The organism is Pseudoclavibacter sp. JSM 162008 (assembly GCF_041366455.1).
Classification (GTDB): domain Bacteria; phylum Actinomycetota; class Actinomycetes; order Actinomycetales; family Microbacteriaceae; genus Pseudoclavibacter.
In genome coordinates this window covers 312328-329801 of the sequence record NZ_JBEWYX010000001.1, presented here as the reverse complement: position 1 = coordinate 329801, position 17474 = coordinate 312328, and the positions used below count along the sequence as shown (strand labels likewise).

Genomic DNA, 17474 nt, shown 5'->3' with positions numbered 1-17474 from the left:
GGGCGCGGCGAAGGTAGCGTGGTGCACGTCGAGGTCTTCCGGCGGATGGGCAGTGTAGGAACTTCCATCCTGGAAGACCTCGACCCCTATCCACGAACCCCGACTACACCCTCAACTGCGAAGAGCCAGATTTTTCCGGTGACCCTCGCCGTCAGTTGGCGGATGCACAGTTAGGTTCGGCGGAGCATGGGTGCCACCCAGAATGTCCATTTGCGTAAAAATATCGAACCTCACCTCCGGCAGCAATCGCGCGGCAGTCACGAGTGTTTCGAAGTCCCGCCCGCGGTCCACACCGGCACTGAAAACTTGAAACCCCGGCCCAGGACAGGGCTCAGGGCGGAAATACTCGTGGTCAACACCAAACGTGACTGGGACTACCTGATCTCCGAAACCCGCCGCGGCGAAGATCTCCGTTTGATTCCGAGAGAAAACAATGATCTGACTAACACCAACGAGCGCACGCCTGATCTTGCTCTGCAAATCACGGCCACCGTTTACCAGTTCTTCAGCCCACCAGCACGAGATCACGGAAAGTGGCCGGGCCGAATAAGGACGAACTCGAAACTGTCTGAACAGGGACGGCAGGACGGATTTGTCCTCAAGAATGGACAGCACTAGGTCGGCTCGAAAGGCGGCAAACACTCCCCTGAGTGCGAGATCTACTCTTACGCCTGTACGATGCTCTACGAGGTCCCGAACCTTTTTGTGGAAACGGAGTTTCGCCATAGAAATCGTGTGAAGATCAACGTCATTGTCCATAAGGAGATCGACGCGGTACGGCCCAAACACACGCTCACCACTCGGCGAGGAGCGTTGTGAACGGCTGAGACCGTTATGCTCAAAGAGACCAAGGACTCTTAAAGTGTTTGACACTTTCGAACCACCAATGTTATCGCTAGACGCGAGACCAGTTTGCCACAGCACCGTGCTCCACCATACTGCCCTCGGCTACACCGGCACCGCGGCTCAAGGATGCCGTCACCTTTAGCACCCATCCAGCACTTCGGGACGAGACAAGGGGTGCCCACGTTTGTCTGCGGCGCAAGACAACCGCAAATGATGACTCAGCACACCAACACAGGGAAACTGCGCTGGCGGTACCGCTGCAGGCAAGCGGAGGCACTAAACTAGCCGTCGGATTCTGTGGACGATTGTGTCGCCGAGCTCCGGGTCGGTGGGCGACTCACACCCCGCCGCCTGGCCGAGCCCCTTCACCACGTCATGATCACGAGGCCGAGCTTCACCGGAAATTTGCCGATCTGTTTCAGGTAGCTTGTGCCAGCGACCACGCTGCAGCGACACTCGTCCCACCACGATCTGGACGCTAGCGACACGACCAGCACCGCCGGACCCCATAGATGTCCAGATCGGCGCCTTCGCGCGCGGACGCAACCAGTAGGATTCGACCATGAAGAGTGCGAGATTTAGCGTCATCATTCCGACGCTCCAGAAGTCGGAGCGACTGAAGGACTTGATCGCGCGTTGCGTAGCACATCCGTTGGTAAAAGAAATCCTAATCATTAACAACTCTGTTGTTCCCCTTGAATTCGCTTCTCCGAAGGTTCGTGTCCTGCAACAGAGTGCTAATATCTACGTAAATCCTGCCTGGAATCTGGGAGCGAAGGAAGCGACAGCAGAACTATTAGCTATAGTAAACGATGACGTACTCTTCCACGACGAGGCGCTCACCTATAGTGCGAGGCTTCTGAAGCATCACCCGATCGGGATCGTTGGTCCCGATCTCTCGACATTCAACCAGCTTGAGTCCGGGAGAATCTCATACCGACTGGCAAGACCCGATGCAACGGTCAGGTACTTCGGCACTTTTATGTGCTTGCGACGGCGCGATTATGTGCCGATCCCAGAGGAGATGCGGATTTGGGGAGGTGACGATTGGCTCATCGCGCATCAATCGCTCCCGCCGGCCGTCCTCATCAGGACTCAGTTCGAGACGGACATGAGTACAACAAGCAGTTCACCCGAATTCCAACGCCTGCGCGTTGATGAGTACGAAGCGGCCGAACGCTGGGTACTTCCACTTCGCGGAAAAAGGTGGTGGCATCGACCTCTCGCCAGCCTTGCGACCCTCAGAGTCTTCGTTTATCGAACACGGACCCAGCTTGCGCGAACAAAGCGGGAGAAGTGCTGAGGTTTGTTCTCCTGGCCAGGAGACTGCTACTGGGAACATGAGCGGACCCTGCATGCCGAGGTCACTCGAACGCATCAATGGGGACAGGTGACCAGGAACACACTGCCGCGACTCAGCCGAAACCTGTCGGCGAGGACCAGGTTTGTGCCGGGATCGGTAAGAAGATCAAGCTGCGTCGCTGGTGGGGATCCGAGACTCGAATCCCGCTCACCTGCTGCTGTGAGTGCGGCCGCGGAGTGAAGGAGTCCGACGACGGCCTGACCGAGAACTGCCGTTCAGTTCAGGGTAGACTACGGGAGATTATCCCGGCCGAGCGTGCCGCCTACACTAGGCGGCACGCTGGGAAGAGCTTGTTCAAGCTCGTATGTGCCCGGGACCTATGGCGAGCGAGCGAAAAAATCTGATGATCTACAAGAACCTCAAGATTATCCGTCCTCTGATTTCCGGCCCGATTAGGGGGTGGGTGATCTTGGCTGTCGCTGGCTCCATCTTAATGGCGGCCCTGGATACTCTCGGAGTGGCCGCTATTCTGCCTCTCATGCAAGTGTTAACCTCAGGCGATACCAGTACCGGTGTCGTCGGCTGGTTCGCTTCGGCACTGGGGACTCAGGATACCCAGACCCTCGTAGTCGCTATGGCCAGCTTTGTCGCCGCCGCTTTTGTGCTGAAGAGCAGTTTCGCTATTGCTTTCCGTTGGTGGTTGTTGGGTAGGACCACGCGCTTCACGGCCGAAGCTTCAGCCGAACTCATGAACCGTTACGTCCTGGCCCCGTACGCCAAGCATCGAATCCGTAAGATACCGGAGATATACAGAAACATCGGAGCCTCAGTACCGCAGGCGTTTAATCAGGTCGCGCTCGGCCTTCTGACGCTACTCTCAGATATCCTGACGCTCCTAGCCCTCAGCATCGTACTCTTCGTCGTGTCGCCGCTAGCGACGTTGATGGCCGTCGGCGTACTAGCTTTCATGTCTCTGGTGATTCAGTTCCTCACTCGCAGGGGAGTGACAAAGGCGGGTGAAGAGATCATGGCGGAGGATCTCGTCGCATGGACATCACTAATCCCGGGTATCGATGGATTCCGCGAGGCGCGACTATCATCCAGTTCATGGCAGTTTGTCGAGCGATTCCGCACAGCAAAGCTCGCAGTAGCACACGCACAGCGTAAAACAACGATGTTCGCTGAGCTTCCAAAGCACATGCTTGAGATAGCATTCATTGTGGCTGTCATCGCAATGACCTTAGTCCTGTTCGCAACAGGGACCCCCGAGGCGGCGCTTGCGACTCTGGGTGTTTTCGCCGCAGCTTCCTTGCGAATGCTGCCCACTCTCAATCGACTCACAGCGACCAGCGCCGCCGTGCGTTCCGGCGCTCCAGGCTTGCAGGTGCTCGCCGATATCGTCGACGAACTGGATCAGGATGGATACCATGAAGAGCGAATCACGAAATCTGCATCTTACGACGGAGATATCGTTCTTCACGAAGTAACCTATAGGTATGACGACGCAGCAAGACCTGTCCTTAACCACCTGAATCTCACCGTGGAGAAAGGGAAGACAACGGCGCTCGTCGGCTCCAGCGGCGCAGGAAAGAGCACAATCCTCGACATCGTACTGGGCCTACAGGAACCCTCGTCGGGAACCGTCACTGTCGGAGGTGCACCCATCAAGACAAACCTCGCGTCGTGGTACGACCACATCGGAGTGGTGCCGCAGGAGGTATTTGTCATCAACGCGACGCTGAGGGCCAATGTTGCGTACGGCCTTAGAGACGACTTGATAGATGACGCATCGATCATGAGCGCCCTGAAAGACGCACGCCTGGACGAGTTCGTAGAGGACCTCCCTGAAGGTCTGGACACTGACCTAGGCGAACGTGGGGTTCGCCTGTCGGGAGGCCAAAGACAGCGCCTAGGAATTGCCCGGGCCCTCTACCGGAGACCTTCTTACCTGATATTGGACGAGGCCACCTCTGCTCTGGACAACGTAACTGAGAGTCAGATCACCCAAACGATTGAATCACTTCGAGGCCACATGACCGTTATCATCGTCGCTCACCGTCTTTCTACAATAAAGTCAGCAGACAAAATTGTCTTCCTCGAGGCAGGTCAGGTGAAATCCAGCGGCACATTTGCCGAGCTCCGTGCAATAAACTCTAACTTCGAGGATCTTGTCAAAATCGGCCAACTTTCGTAGCGCCTCCACCCGGAGTCGACTGAGAGTGTGGCCAAGAGCCCGGAAAATTCCCAATGATGCTACGAACTCTTAAGCTCGTGAAACACAAAATTTTCCTCATGCGAAAAAGGATCCAGCAGAGTAGTCGGCCAGTGACGACTGCTGTCACGGACTCAGTACTTCGTGCCCGTGGACGTCTCTCAAATTACGAGTTCAACCAGGACCGGTACGCACACACTTTCCTGGTGGTAGACGATCCAGTACAAGCCCTGCTTAAAGCACCGCCGGTGCTGTACATGTTCTGGCTCGGCGCCGCGCCGATGACGGCCAATCGTGCGGCGGCGGTTCGGTCGGCGATAGAGAATAACCCCGGCGTGTCCGTCCAACTGATCACGGATACAACCCTGGATAAAATACTCGTCGAGGGTTATCCGCTGCCGAGGGCGTACTATAACCTTGCGCTTACGCACAGAGCTGATTACCTGCGTGCCTATGTGATGCACTTTCACGGTGGCGGATACGTGGACGTGAAGCGGATTGACTCCTCCTGGGGTCCATTATACGACCGGCTCAATGCGAGCCCGGACAGCTGGGCAATCGGCTACAGAGAGATCAGCAGCCTTTCCACAAGTCTACTGCCGGGTAGAGTTCAACAAGATCTGCGGAGAAACTTCTTCAGAGTCATCGGCAATGGCGCCTTCATCTTTAGACCTCAATCCCCCCTGACCACCGAATGGTACGCAGAGGTCACACGTCGCACGAAATACTACGAGGACCTCCTCGAACGGCGTCCGGGCGGTGTCCGAGGTGGCGAAGCATCTTCCGAAGTAGTTCCAAAGCATGCGCTCTTGGGAGACATCCTGGGGCCGCTGGCCCTCAAATATCACGAGCGATTGTTATTCGACGATCGAATCAAGCCCAACCTTGTTGATTACCAATAACGGCTGGTAAGAATTCAGCGGAAATTGCGCGACAAGATAAAACCTCACCACATAGGCGAGCGGACTCCTAGACGAGTTGAACGAAATCCGCGTCCAACCTGGAAAGCGAGTGTGTTCAGTGCGCTAGACCATTTTTGAGAATTTGGGACAGTTTGTTTCGTCCACTCCAGCCACCACTTCACTCGCCAAGCTTGTGACTGCACGGGAATCTGCTCTGCCTCATGTTTGGCGTAGAGTTCCGCAAAAGCTTGGCCATAACTAAACTGCTGCTGTACGCGTTTCCATCGCGTGCTGCGCTGGACGTACTCAATCACGGCATCTGGCGTGTGCCTGACCGAAAAGCCCGCGAGACTGAGCCGCCAGCCGAGATCTACGTCTTCGTGACCACGCCATAGGTCCTCGTCGAATCCATCCAGTTGTTCGAAAGCCTCACGCCTGAACCCTGCGTTTCCACTAGGGAGGTATGGTAGAAAACTCATAGACACCGGAAGTTCGCACTCGTTCCAGATCTCCCGGGGTAACGTTCCCGGTTCCTCGACTATGTGCAGGGGGCCACTCGAAGCGTCTGCATGCTCAAGAGCAGCAACGTGCGCCGAGACCCAAACTGGCGAAACCACGTCATCACTGTCGCATAGGAGAACAAATTCGGATCGCACCGCTCGAACCCCAACGTTGCGGGCGTGAGCCGCACCCTTGAGACCCGAGGAGTCTACGTACCGGAGGGAAGCGAATGCTGGAGCCCAGTTGGCGACAACTCGACCCGTCTCGTCTGTCGACCCGTTGTCACTGACAACAACGTCGAAGTCTAACCTCGACTGCGCATTTAACGCGCGCAGCTGACGTTCAATGACTCGTGACGCGTTGTAGGCGGGTATGACGACTGAAATCTGGGATGCCACTTGATCTCACCACTCCGTGTTCGCCGTGCGAACGGTTTCAGGAACCACTGGGCTAAGAGTCTCTCAATGGTCTCGCGGCGCCACGCCCAGGCAAGAGGTCAGATAATGACCCTGAATGCTGACTGCAGTGCAACGAACGTTCACCACCCTACGATCTCAGAGAGAATACGCGTACCGGAGACGCAGGAGTCCCGGTACGCCCGATGAGAGTCTGACATGGTCAGCATGGCACGGTGTCCGCCGTCTCTACCAGGGACCTTCGCACGGAACCGTTGTTAGCTGACTAGGCGCACCAGGAACGGTGACGACTGGCGTCGTCGTTGCAGCGCAGCTTGGGGCTAGTGACATCCCCACGAACGCTAAGATTTGCCAAGACCACGGCGACAGAGACTAAGCGGCATTGATGGGCAAGCTAGGTAATGTCTGGTTGCATCCGATTCCGGACAACGTCGGGCGAACCGCACGGGCAGACGCTACAAGGAAGGTCGTGATCGAACTTTGGAAACCATGCGACTCACTTCTGTGACTCCCGTTCTGCCATACCGAGATGTGCCTCACGCGGGAGGTTTCTACGTCTGGCAACTCCACAAGGTCCTGACCGAAGACTTAGAACTGGACGTGAAGTACTTGGTGCCGCTCTTACCGAGCAACGAGCACGCGCTCCAGCAACAACCTCGGGCAGCTGGTGAACCTCGCTTGGCACTGAAACGCACGTTGTGGCGCAGGGTACTCGCGCGACTCTACAGCGTTTGGCGACGGTGGGACCCGGACGCCCCGTTGCTCGCTTCAGCGTTCGACCTGTACACGAAAAGTGACATCCGAAAAGAGCTGGGCGTAGCCGATATCGTGGACTTTCAATGGTCTGCGTGGGCCCGCCTCGTCAATTGCGTCCCCCGCCGCAGCGCAGCACGTGTGGTTGCCACGCTCCATGACGTCTCTTCACAGAGGGCGGCCAGGGAGCTGCAACGCGCCGCAGGTCCGGCTAGACGACTGAAATGGCGACTCGCGTTGATCGCCGCGAAGAGATTCGAGTCGAGAATCCTCCGCCGCTCTGACCGTGTAATCGTCTTCAGCGAGAAGGATCGCGCTTGCCTCGACCCTCGAGGACGTCACGACAACGTTCGTGTCGTGCGACCGCCTCTCGCAATCGACGGTGCTCGCTCGGTCGAGCCAGGTCGCACCCCAACTGTCGTGCTAGTCGGATACTTCTTCAGGCTCGAGAACCGTGAAGCACTCGAGTGGATGACTCAGCGAATCTGGCCTGCGGTGAGGTCTGCGCAGCCGAGCGCTGAGTTGCGTGTCGTCGGCACTGGTCTCTCGGACGATGAAGTTGCCCGACTGCGACGCATCCCCGGCGTCAAGCCGGTCGGTTTCGTGCAGGATCTCGAGGACGCCTACAACGAGGTCAGCGTCGCCGCGGTTCCGCTGCTCAGTGGCGCTGGCGTTAAGTTCAAGACGATCGAACCGATGATCCGCGGCGTCCCCGTCGTCTCTACTCCCTTGGGCGCGGAGGGCATTGGGTCAGCCGAGCTGTACACCGCGGTCACGAGCGACCCGGAGCAGTTCGCTGCCGCCCTCATTCGCGCGCTGACGAAGGACCCCGGAGAACGAGATCGCGCGGCCTCCACGCGCGACTGGGCACTGGATGAATTCGGCCGGGACGCCTTCCGACGGTCGATCGAAGAGATCTATCTCGGCGCCAGCTGAGGCACGGCGTCTCCGCTTCGCAGTCCTTGAGCATGCTCGTGGCCCTCGGGGCCACGCGATCAGAAATTCGTGTCGAGCGTCTGCGTGTTGCGGTAGCCGGCCACAGCAGCCGCCTCGACCAGGAAGGCGACCAACTTCTCCCCAACAGTGCCCGAAACTCGGCCGAGCACTGCGTCGACGCGACGTGCGCGACGCATAAGTGTACTGAGCGAAGATCTCCGGCCCGAGCGCCCCACGGCTCTCCCCCAGAGGCCGGACGCAGGTTGCTGGTGCGGCACGGCGTGCTTCACGTCGAAGTCGGCCCGAGCGGATCCTGAGTAGAACGCGCGTTTGACACGAATCTCGGTCGTCGTCGCGGCGACGAAGTGCGGCGTCTCCAGCTCCGGCACCAGCAAGACGGCGACCCCAGCCTTCGCGAGCCGATACCCCATGTCGACGTCTTCGTAGCCGTACGCACGGAATGCGGTGTCGTACTCACCGACGAGTTCGTAGGCCGCCCGGCTGACGGACACGTTTCCGGCCCAGTACTTCCAGTGCTTATCGGGTGCGCTGGCGTAGGCGTCTCTGCGGAACTTCGCGTCGTGCGGCCTCCCATAGGCTTCGGCGTAGGCGGTGTCGGGATACACGTTCTGGTACAGCCCGACCAGGCCAACCTCCCGCCCTTGGGCGCGGGCCTCGTCATGCAGCCGGACGTGCGTCGACACGTAGTCGACCCCCGGAACAAGATCGTCGTCGCAGCGCACGATGATGTCGCCGACAGCGGCTCGAAAACCCGCATTAAGCGCTTCGGAACGACCGCGATTCTCGGGGAACACCTCAGCTCGCACGCGTGAATCGGCGGCTGCAGCGCGTGCGCAGACGGATGCAGAGTCGTCGGTATCTCCGTCGATGACGACGACTACCTCCCAACGACTGTCCGTCTGGCGAGCGAGCGCCTCGAAGAGTCTCGGGAGGCGCTGTGCGCCGCCTCGGGTCGGCACGACGATCGAGACCAATTGCGAGGCCACGGGCCCTCTTTCCGCGTGCGAGTGAGTACTGCCGAGTGCCCGGAATCCTCTGATCGGAGCCGATCGCCAGGACCGAGCACGCTTAGACACTAACGCAAGGGATGCGGGGGCACGCATATCAGGAGCACGCTGCCTGTAGCGTTGTGCCGACCGGTCCCCCGAGCTCCAGCGCCGGCGCACTCGGCCCATCTCCACGAGCAGGAAGACCAAGACCGCAATGAACACCACAGTGCCCGGAGTTTCCGTCGTCATCCCGCACTACGGTGACCCAGCTCCGACGCAAGAGCTCGTCACCGCGCTCACCCAGCAGCTCGGGGCTCCTGAACTGCAGATCATCGTGGTCGACGACGCCTCGCCGGAGCCGTACGTCCAGGTGGGTGATGAGACGACCATCCGGCGCGCCGAGAACGGCGGCTTCGGGAGCACCGTGAACGTGGGTGCCGCCGCCGCGCAGCGCGAATACCTGCTCATCCTCAACAGCGACCTCACTGTGGGCCCGAGCCTGATCGCCGACCTCACTCGTCTCGCGAACCCGCTCATGCCGGCGGTCGTATCGCCGGAGGTCATCGGCCACAGCGGTTCGTCGCAGTGGACGGGACGCCATTTCCCTCGCGTCACGCACACGTTCGTGAATGCCTTCAGTGGCCTGGCCAGATTCCGGCATAGGCGGTGGTGGCACGAGTCGGTGGGTCACAACACGTCGACGGTGATGCCTGGTGTGCACCGAACCGATTGGGTCGTGGGAGCGGTCCTCTACCTGCCGACACAGTCATTTCACGATGTTGGCGGCTTCGACGAGCGGTTCTACATGAACTCGGAGGAGATCGACCTCCAGCGACGCCTTGGGCAGCGTGGCGTCCACTCGTACGTTCTTGGTGACCTCACCGTCGAGCATGAGGGTGGTGGTTCCTCGAACCCCGAACTGCGACGCACGTGGGTCGTCACGTCGGCCCTGCGCTTCGCGGAGAAATGGAACGACCACCCCGGCCTCCACCGAGCTGCCCTCGGCGCAGCCGCGATCCTGAACTTCGTCGTCAACGCCGTCCGTCAGCTCGCCGGGCGAGATGTCAGGTCGCTAGAGACCCTGCGTCGCGAGTTCCGCTACGCCCGGGTCCCCATCTCGCCTCGTTGAGGTGCAGATGACACGGCCTCGACGCAGAGCGCGGTCACGGCATCAGCCCACGCCTCCCAGTTGAGCGTTGCGTCATGCTGCGCTCTCGCACCCCTGGCGTACCGAGAGCGAACGTCGCGATCAAGCATTGTCTCGACGGCCGCGACAGCCGCAGTGAACGTGTCAGCGCCTTGGGTAACCAGTATTCCGGAGGTGCCGTTACCGACGATCGACGAAACTCCCCCGGTGTCCGTCGCGATGGCCGGCAATCCGAATGCTGCGGCGTCGGTGAGCGTGACCCCGCCTGCGTTGGCGGTCGCAAGCTCAAGCAGCACGTCCGCTCGCTCGTACTGCTCGGCGAGCTCCTGACGCGGGAGACGCCCGAGGTTCTCAACCCAGTCGGGCAGCCCGTCGGGCGTGTTCCCGACGACGGTGAGCGTCACGCCCGGGTGCTGCTGACGAACCTGATCGATGACGCGAACGGCGAGATCCCCGCCCTTGCGCGCCCAGTCGCTCGTGACGAGCAGCGCCCGCAGGACACCGACTTCTCCGAGTGCGACCGTGGGCGGCAGCGAGGGCTCGAGTGCTGGGCCGAACGGCGCGAGGACGCAGTTGCGACTCGACACCCCGTAGTCAGCGACCAACGAGTCGATCGACCACTGCGTTGCCATCGCGAAGCGATCTGTGGCCCGGGTCGCCCTCTTCGCCACCGCTTCCTGCTGCACGACTGAGAGCGGGTGCAGGTTCGTGAACATCGGGTAGTAGTCGCGGATGGCCTTGAACGTCGCGTCTCCAACCTGGACGATCGGGATGCCACGAGCATCCAAGAATGCGACGTCCTGGGAAGCCGCGACGGCAAGGATCACGTCAACGTTCGCCGAGCGGACAATGGAGGTCGCATTCCGCCCCCTAGCTTTCGAAGTCGCGATGGCTTGGTCCCAGAGATATTTCTTCGGCGAGACCATACCGAGTCCTCGCGCAAGCACTCGATCTGCAAATGCCGTCGCAACTCCGGAACTGGAGAGCGGGACAGTTGTTGCCCGTGCGTCCAGCGAGGAGAGCATTCGAGGAACCACACCAGACCAGGCGTTCGGATCCATAAAGCTCCAGGGACTAAGAACCCCTATGCGTGGGCTCGACGAGGGCTTACTGGCGTCAAAAGGCATTGGAACTCCATCGGCGGCAGACGATCAGAAAGGAAGGGCTACACAAAATAAGTACGATTGCTACGCAAACAAGATCCAGATCCACGCTGGTCATGAACGTGTTAGAGACTTGCGCTCAGAGGCGCGCTGACCGCTTGGAAGCAGGAAAGCTGGGGGCTCCAAAAGCACCCTAATTCGCAATCGGCTCGCCAACCAGGCAAGGAGCAGAGGGAACCCAAGCCCTGCCCCGAACCCAACGATGAGATGGGCTTCTAGGCTCTGCACTCCACACAACGAGAGCACAATTCGCGCACCAGACAGAGCGATGCCATGTGCCAAATAAATTTGCAGTGATCTGGACCCCACGTAGCCGAAGAGCCTTGTTGCAACAGGAAACATCGAAATAATCCGAGCTAAAGCCAAGACGCACGTGACGCCAATCGTAGAGAGCAGGAACCCCAGACCCACTGAGAGGGGCGTGCGCATCTCGAAGCCGAAGGTGGGCGGGGTGATGCTCAGCACCGAGAAACCGACCAGGAAGAATGCTAATGCGACCAGCAACATCACCGCCGAGACTCGCCAGGAGAAACGACTCGTTACTTCGCGAAACTTACTGTCGCCGATCCAGGCACCAAGCGTGAAGAAGACCCACAGCGAGGCTCCCTCCGGACCTATGACGCCGCCCGAATATCCCCACGCTACAAGACTCATAATTAGAGACGTCAAGAACGTTAGCACCCCCCGCATAAGACTCGACCAGGGTTTAGCGATTGCGACAATGGTGGTAACGATGACAAGCCAGGGCAGAAACCAAAGGTGACCCTCGGGGTGGACAAGGTCGAATATGTCCAGCACCGTGATTGGTGTGTTAACAAGGCTTGACGTAAGAACCTTCACTCCGCCCTGCACGAAGCTCCAGAGAACGTATAAGTAGATGAAGGTCGCATTTCTATCCCAGAGATAGTCTCGAAGACCGCGGCGCTCCACTCCCCGCCGCACGAAAAGCCCTGCGAGCCACGCGAAGACCGCCAGGTGAAAGGTGTAGAGGAGAGTGTCTGTCGCTACATATCCGGCAGACCGCCCGTCGACGAGATCAGCAGCCGAAAGTCCGCGCAGAACGTGACCAGCGACGATTGCGATTATTGCCAACCCTCTTGCAACGTCGATGGTGAGGTCCCGCCCGGCTCGTGAAGGCTCGATTGTCGGCGTCACGAGGCAGGCCGCGTGTGAACTGACGTCGCGGCAAGAACAGCTCCCAGGGCTCTTACACCAGCCTCGGGGCTGTAGAAATCTCTCCATCTCGCGAAATTTTGGTCCAAGGCACTGCTATCCCTGCGGCTGGCCTTGCGCAAAATCGCCTCGGCCAGGTCGGCCGAATCCCCTGCCCTGAACACATCATCGGAGGCGGAGATCAATTCCGGGAGCGCTCCCGCGTCGCTGACGATCACGGGCACACGAGCAGACATGGCCTCGGTGACCACGAGCCCGAACGGTTCTGCCCAGACCGAAGGAACAACTAGTAAGTCGATACTGCGAAGGAACTTGTCGCGCGAAACCCACCCCGCGAACTCTACGAGGTCTTGCACAGGTCGAATTGCAGCCTCCACTGCCTGCCTTGACCCCTCGCCGACGAATCGCGGCTCACCGCCCATTCTGAGCTTGAAACGTCCGGGGTGAGTTCGCTGAAGTTTTAGAAGGGCCTCGGCCAACACCGGCACGCCTTTATCGACCGAGAAGCGGCCGAGAAATCCGATCATGGTCGGCTCTTCATCTGCGCGTTCACGGACGCTCGGAAGCACCACTCGCTCGGACCAGTTGAAGAGAACCGTCGATCCCGGGATGGCCTCCTGCATGGACAGTGACGGGACCAGCGTCCGGAGGCTCCGGAATCGCGCGATGGGCGCGAGCAGTCGCTGCGCCCCCGTCGGCCGCTGATGCAGGTGAACGATGCGCTGGGGATGGAACGAGGTCGCGAAGGCGGGAACCAGGCCGTTACACCACAGCAGGCCCTCGCGGTTCTTCGCATCCCAGCTCCGCAGCTGGGCGATCCACTGCTTGCGCCCCCTAGCCGGCAGCTCGACGACCGAGTGTCCGCGCTCGCGCGCAGCCGCTACGAGCGCAGCCGGCTCGGAGGGACCCAGGATGGTGACGGCGACGCCGAGCGTTCGAAGCGCGTCGGCGATGCTCAACAGCATGACCTCGCCCCCGCCGATATCCCCGTTGTTCGTCGCCAAGGTGACGTGGTCGGGCAGCGCTCGATCCTTGGCCGTGCCCAGCGCCTCTGCGTAGACCTCAGCTACAGCACGCGTCATGTCGGCAACGGACAGCCAGTTGTCGAGGTGCGTCTCTGCGGCCTCGTCGAGGAGCGCCGCCGCCACGGCATTGATGTCATCATTGTCGACAAGGCCACGAGGTGAGACAATCTCCGGGTTGCCCCCGACTCGCGACGCGATCACGCGCATGCCCCTGTTCGCCGCGTCCAGCAGCGAGTAGGAGCAGTTCTCCCAGACCGAGAGCTGAGCGAGCACGTCCGCGTCCGCCATCGCCTCCTCTGGGTCGACGAAGCCAGGGAACGTCACCGACTCGGAGATGCCAAGGTCGGCGGCAAGCGCTTTCAGCTCACTGTCCAGCTCGCCCACTCCCGCGATCGTCAGGTGCGCGTCAGGCCGCGCGTCGAGGACGACCTTGAAGGCCCTGAGGAGCTGCGGGATCCGCTTCTCCGGCGAGAGCCTCGCAAGCGCCAGGATGCGCAGCGAAGCCCGCCCCGACCTGGCAGGACGCGGCGACTCAACCGGGTCGACCCCGTTCAAGATCACGCGGATCTCCTGCGACGGCGACCACTTGGCGATCATGGCACGTCGTGTTGCCTCCGCGACAGCGATGACGCGGTCGAACCGACGAAGACGAATCCCGTGGACCTTCGCCATGACCTTCGACTTGGCAGCTGTCCGGTGGTACACCTGGTCGTCGCCGGCGATGCCGTGCTCCGTCGTGACGCGAACGGTGCCGGGCGGCAGATGTGTTGCTGCGACGATGACGTCGGCGTAGGCAAGATGCGAGTGAACGACAGCCGGCCTCAGACGCTGTGCTGCCGTCCGCAGCGTCCGGATCGAGGCCAGTACGCCGAAGTCCGGGCCGAACTTCCCCACGGCGACTCGAGCACCGCGATCTCTGAGTTCCGCGGCGAGCGGCCCCTCTGGTGAGAGCACGACGAGCTCGTACCCGGGGAGGCCCGCACCTGCGACATCGAGCACGTGGCGAGCCACTCCCCCGAGGCCGGATACGGGAACGACCCATAACGCGATCGGCCGCTGAGCCTGCACGCTCTGGGCGTCGGCCTCAGATTCGGCTACAGCCATTGCTCGAGTCTGTCGAGCGCCGTCCAGAAGCCCTGACCGTTGTCGATGTGCCCCTGCCAGATCTCCGGGATGAACGGAGCCCCGGGCGTGAACTCGTCGAGCTGGCCTGCGAGCAGCGGCCAGTCGACCTCGCCGTCGCCGACCTGCACGCCTTCCCCATCGACTCCGGTCGCGTCAACGAGGTGAAGGTGGATGCTGTGCGGGGCGATCAGCTCGGTGTACTCCGAGAACTGCATCCCGAGGAAGTTCGCGGCGAGCTTCGAGTGCGACACGTCGAAGCAGAGCTTCGTGCCCGTCGTTGCGGAGAACTCCGCGGTGTCGTGCGGGTCGAGGAACAGGTTGTGGAACTGCTGACCACCCATGAGCCATGGGAACGGCGGGAGCGTCTGCGCGGCGATGCGGACGCCGTCGGTGTCAAGGCGCTTGACCGCATCCGCGATGCGCGCATACATAGCGCCGCGTGCTTCGGCCGGAACGTGCTTGTCCTTCGTGAACCCACCCATGGTGACGACCATGATCGGTTCGCTCGAGCGGAGGAACCACTTCTTCAAGCTGCGGGTGGTGTCGATCGTGCGCTGCACCTCACGGATCGACCGCTCCCAGTGGGCGTCATCTGTCGACGCCAGATCGACGAGGAAATCGCCGGAGAAGAGGTCGGGGAGGTGGGTCGTGAAGTCCATGTCGAGCGGCTCCGTGAAGAAGCTGTCGAGATCGACCTCGAGGTCTTTGTACGAGAAGTGGAACTCGAGGAAGTCCGGCGTCGAGTTCTCGATGAGCTTCCTGTAGTCGTGGTAGCGCACCGGCAGCCCCCACGGTCGGCGGAACTCGAACTCTCGGCCGACCGATGCCGTGTCGGTCAGATCGCTCTCGAAGAAGAACTCGCCCTCGGCCATGTCGTGGTTCACCTTGCGCCCGACGAGTTCGTCGAGTCGGTTCGGCTGCAGTCCGCGCCCTGGGCTCTTGACCGCGATGTCCTCTGCCCGCAGCACCTCGCCCTCGCGAAGTTCCCGCGCGGCAACCAGAGACTTCGCGAGCGTCGTCCGGTTCATGAGCTCGCCGGTCGACACCTCGCGGGGAGCGGCGTCACCGAGGGCGATCTCGATGTCTCGAACCTGCTCGACCATCTTCGCGAACTCCTCGGGGAGCAGCGACACGGTGTGGTCGTTGCCTTCCATGCCGCGGTCGACGGTGAAGTGTTTCTCGATGATGCGCGCGCCCCGAGCGACCGCCGCGACCGGCACGTGCCATCCGCGCTCGTGCCCGGAATAGCCGACGATGCAGTCGCCGATCTCGGCAAGACGATCGAGGTAGGCCAGGTTGAGGTCCTTGAACGGCGCCGGATACGTCGACTGCGTGTGGAGCAGCGCGAAACTCGAACCGAGCGAACGCAAGAGGCCCACGGTCTCGAGGATCTCGGACTCGCGCGACATGCCGGTCGAGAGGATGAGCGGGAGGCCGCGAGAACCCGCATCCCGAAGCAGCTCGTGGTTCGTCAAGTCGGCTGAAGCGATCTTGAGACCCTCGATGCCGTAGTCGACGAGAGCCTGCACGCTCGGGCCGTCCCACGGCGTGCACATCAGGTCGACGCCGCGATCTCTCGCGTGGTCGAAGACGGTGAAGAGCTTCTCTGCTGGCAGGGAGACCCGCGAGAGGAGATCGAGCGTGTACTGCGCCCCGAGGTCTTCTCCAGCAGTCGAAGCACCGCTCTGCCGGTAGAGCGCATCCATGTCGCGAAGCTGAAACTTGACGGCGTCCGCGCCGGCATCCGCCGCCAGATCCACGAGACGCTTGGCAAGGTCGACGTCACCGTTGTGGTTGTTGCCGATCTCTGCGATAAGGAACGCGGGATGGCCTGGCCCGATCTCGTGAGCACCGATTCGCAGCACGTCATTGCGGTCGATGGCGACCGCGATGAGGTGGTTGGTGGCGTCGACGAGGGGCAGATGCGTGATGCCGCCCTGGCCGAGCAGCGGAGCCAGGTCAGCTGGCGTGGACGTCGCTGGGGCTGAGGTCACGCTGGTGTTGGAGACCTCGACACACGTGACGTCGAGGGACGCCGTCGGGTTCGCGACGATCCATCGACGGAAGTCACCATCCGACAGCGAGCCCTTGAGCCGCCCGTGCTCATCGACGCAGAAGACGATGCGCTGCTGGTTGGCGCTGATCTTCTGAAGCCCCACAACGATCGGGTCCTCCGCGAAGACGATGTAGGGGGTGAGGTTGCGCTCGAAGATCACTGAGCGGTGTCCTTGTCTGTTGGTCCTGCTGAAGCTGCTGAAGTGGCGTTTGCTGTGTCGCGGTGGAGCTGCGTGAGCTGGTGGTCAGCGATGGAGAGATCGAGTTCCGTGTCGATATCGACGCCCTCCAAGTCATCCATCTCGAAGATGCCGATCTTGCCTCCGAGGCGGTTGTGCTCGCGCTCGTAGATCTCGGTTCTGGTGACGTAGAGCGAGCCGGTCTCGCGATAGAACATCTGCGTGCGATCGAGCTCCTGACGACGCGGGCGCGCGCCGATGGTGAAGTGCGCGCGCGGCTGGTCGTGCTCATCCGCGCCGTACTGCCAGAGGAATGGTGTCTGCGGGACGGCTCCGACCATGGAGTCGACACCCGAAGCGACGAACTGCTGGATGGCGCGGTCGAGCGTGCCCTCGAGGCGCACAGGAGAAGTCACTTGCAGCAGCATCACCGCATCGGGACGCTTGCCCTCGGCCGTATACGCAGCGATCGCATGTTCGACTACGGGCTCTGTTGCCGTCGTGTCTTCGGCGAGGTGCACCGGACGCAGCCAGGGCACCTCCGCGCCTGCGGAGCGCGCGATGTCAGCCAACTGTTCGTCATCGGTCGAGACGAGCACGTCCATCTTCGGCTGCGCCGCCAACGCCTGCTCGATCGTCCACACGAGCAGGGGCTTCCCCGCCACGAGACGCCGATTCTTGCCTGGGATGCCTTTCGACCCTCCACGGACCGGGATCACGCAAAGCAT

General features: G+C 61.0%; 13 protein-coding genes. 6 read left to right on the top strand and 7 right to left on the bottom strand.

Translation table 11 applies throughout. The annotated features are described in order from the left end of the window. Nucleotides 1-186: 186 nt before the first annotated feature. The 4 genes from ABVF28_RS01500 (at nt 187) to ABVF28_RS01485 (ending at nt 5263) form a co-directional block, all read left to right on the top strand. Nucleotides 187-618, top strand: coding sequence for a hypothetical protein (locus ABVF28_RS01500; RefSeq protein WP_371029235.1), 432 nt, complete (start codon nt 187-189; stop codon nt 616-618). Nucleotides 619-1408: 790 nt separating this feature from the next. Further along, nucleotides 1409-2149 carry a glycosyltransferase family 2 protein gene (locus ABVF28_RS01495; RefSeq protein ID WP_371029234.1) on the top strand — a complete coding sequence of 247 codons (741 nt, stop codon included), beginning with the start codon at nt 1409-1411 and terminating at the stop codon, nt 2147-2149. Between the two features lie 403 nt (nt 2150-2552). Continuing rightward, the gene (locus ABVF28_RS01490) at nt 2553-4343 is read left to right on the top strand and encodes an ABC transporter ATP-binding protein (protein WP_371029233.1); all 1791 of its coding nucleotides are present in this window, start codon (nt 2553-2555) and stop codon (nt 4341-4343) included. Nucleotides 4344-4567: 224 nt separating this feature from the next. Next, complete coding sequence (locus ABVF28_RS01485) at nt 4568-5263, top strand: hypothetical protein (protein ID WP_371029232.1); 696 nt, start codon at nt 4568-4570, stop codon at nt 5261-5263. Between the two features lie 44 nt (nt 5264-5307). Here ABVF28_RS01485 and ABVF28_RS01480 read toward each other — a convergent pair whose 3' ends face one another. Continuing rightward, the gene (locus ABVF28_RS01480; protein WP_371029231.1) at nt 5308-6162 is read right to left on the bottom strand and encodes a glycosyltransferase family 2 protein; all 855 of its coding nucleotides are present in this window, start codon (nt 6160-6162) and stop codon (nt 5308-5310) included. Between the two features lie 507 nt (nt 6163-6669). On the opposite strand from ABVF28_RS01480, the gene ABVF28_RS01475 reads away from it, so the two are divergent. After that, the gene (locus tag ABVF28_RS01475) at nt 6670-7869 is read left to right on the top strand and encodes a glycosyltransferase (protein ID WP_371029244.1); all 1200 of its coding nucleotides are present in this window, start codon (nt 6670-6672) and stop codon (nt 7867-7869) included. 59 nt (nt 7870-7928) lie between these two features. Here ABVF28_RS01475 and ABVF28_RS01470 read toward each other — a convergent pair whose 3' ends face one another. Further along, nucleotides 7929-8993, bottom strand: coding sequence for a glycosyltransferase family 2 protein (locus ABVF28_RS01470; protein ID WP_371029243.1), 1065 nt, complete (start codon nt 8991-8993; stop codon nt 7929-7931). Between the two features lie 100 nt (nt 8994-9093). Between ABVF28_RS01470 and ABVF28_RS01465 the strand changes: the two genes are divergently transcribed. Further along, nucleotides 9094-10008, top strand: coding sequence for a glycosyltransferase family 2 protein (locus ABVF28_RS01465; RefSeq protein ID WP_371029230.1), 915 nt, complete (start codon nt 9094-9096; stop codon nt 10006-10008). Here ABVF28_RS01465 and ABVF28_RS01460 read toward each other — a convergent pair. From ABVF28_RS01460 to ABVF28_RS01440, 5 genes are all read right to left on the bottom strand, one after another. Further along, nucleotides 9978-10853: a glycosyltransferase family 4 protein gene (locus ABVF28_RS01460; protein WP_371029229.1), complete on the bottom strand. Its 876-nt coding sequence runs from the start codon at nt 10851-10853 to the stop codon at nt 9978-9980. The genes ABVF28_RS01465 and ABVF28_RS01460 overlap by 31 nt on opposite strands. 390 nt (nt 10854-11243) lie before the next feature. Continuing rightward, the gene (locus ABVF28_RS01455) at nt 11244-12344 is read right to left on the bottom strand and encodes an acyltransferase family protein (protein ID WP_371029228.1); all 1101 of its coding nucleotides are present in this window, start codon (nt 12342-12344) and stop codon (nt 11244-11246) included. Then, a complete protein-coding gene (locus ABVF28_RS01450; RefSeq protein WP_371029227.1) occupies nt 12341-14491 on the bottom strand; it encodes a glycosyltransferase in 2151 nt (716 codons plus the stop codon). The genes ABVF28_RS01455 and ABVF28_RS01450 overlap by 4 nt, the downstream gene beginning before the upstream one ends. Then, nucleotides 14482-16728 carry an N-acetylneuraminate synthase family protein gene (locus ABVF28_RS01445; protein WP_371029226.1) on the bottom strand — a complete coding sequence of 749 codons (2247 nt, stop codon included), beginning with the start codon at nt 16726-16728 and terminating at the stop codon, nt 14482-14484. The genes ABVF28_RS01450 and ABVF28_RS01445 overlap by 10 nt, the downstream gene beginning before the upstream one ends. Further along, nucleotides 16725-17474, bottom strand: coding sequence for a cytidylyltransferase domain-containing protein (locus ABVF28_RS01440; protein ID WP_371029242.1), 750 nt, complete (start codon nt 17472-17474; stop codon nt 16725-16727). Before ABVF28_RS01440 ends, ABVF28_RS01445 begins: the two co-directional genes overlap by 4 nt.

Excerpts from the sequence above, each read along its gene's own strand:
- ABVF28_RS01500 (WP_371029235.1), top strand. The coding sequence starts at position 187 with ATGGGTGCCACCCAGAATGTCCATTTGCGTAAAAATATCGAACCTCAC.
- ABVF28_RS01495 (WP_371029234.1), top strand. The coding sequence starts at position 1,409 with ATGAAGAGTGCGAGATTTAGCGTCATCATTCCGACGCTCCAGAAGTCG.
- ABVF28_RS01490 (WP_371029233.1), top strand. The coding sequence starts at position 2,553 with ATGATCTACAAGAACCTCAAGATTATCCGTCCTCTGATTTCCGGCCCG.
- ABVF28_RS01475 (WP_371029244.1), top strand. The coding sequence starts at position 6,670 with ATGCGACTCACTTCTGTGACTCCCGTTCTGCCATACCGAGATGTGCCT.
- ABVF28_RS01470 (WP_371029243.1), bottom strand. The coding sequence starts at position 8,993 with ATGCGTGCCCCCGCATCCCTTGCGTTAGTGTCTAAGCGTGCTCGGTCC.
- ABVF28_RS01465 (WP_371029230.1), top strand. The coding sequence starts at position 9,094 with ATGAACACCACAGTGCCCGGAGTTTCCGTCGTCATCCCGCACTACGGT.
- ABVF28_RS01450 (WP_371029227.1), bottom strand. The coding sequence starts at position 14,491 with ATGGCTGTAGCCGAATCTGAGGCCGACGCCCAGAGCGTGCAGGCTCAG.
- ABVF28_RS01440 (WP_371029242.1), bottom strand. The coding sequence starts at position 17,474 with ATGCTTTGCGTGATCCCGGTCCGTGGAGGGTCGAAAGGCATCCCAGGC.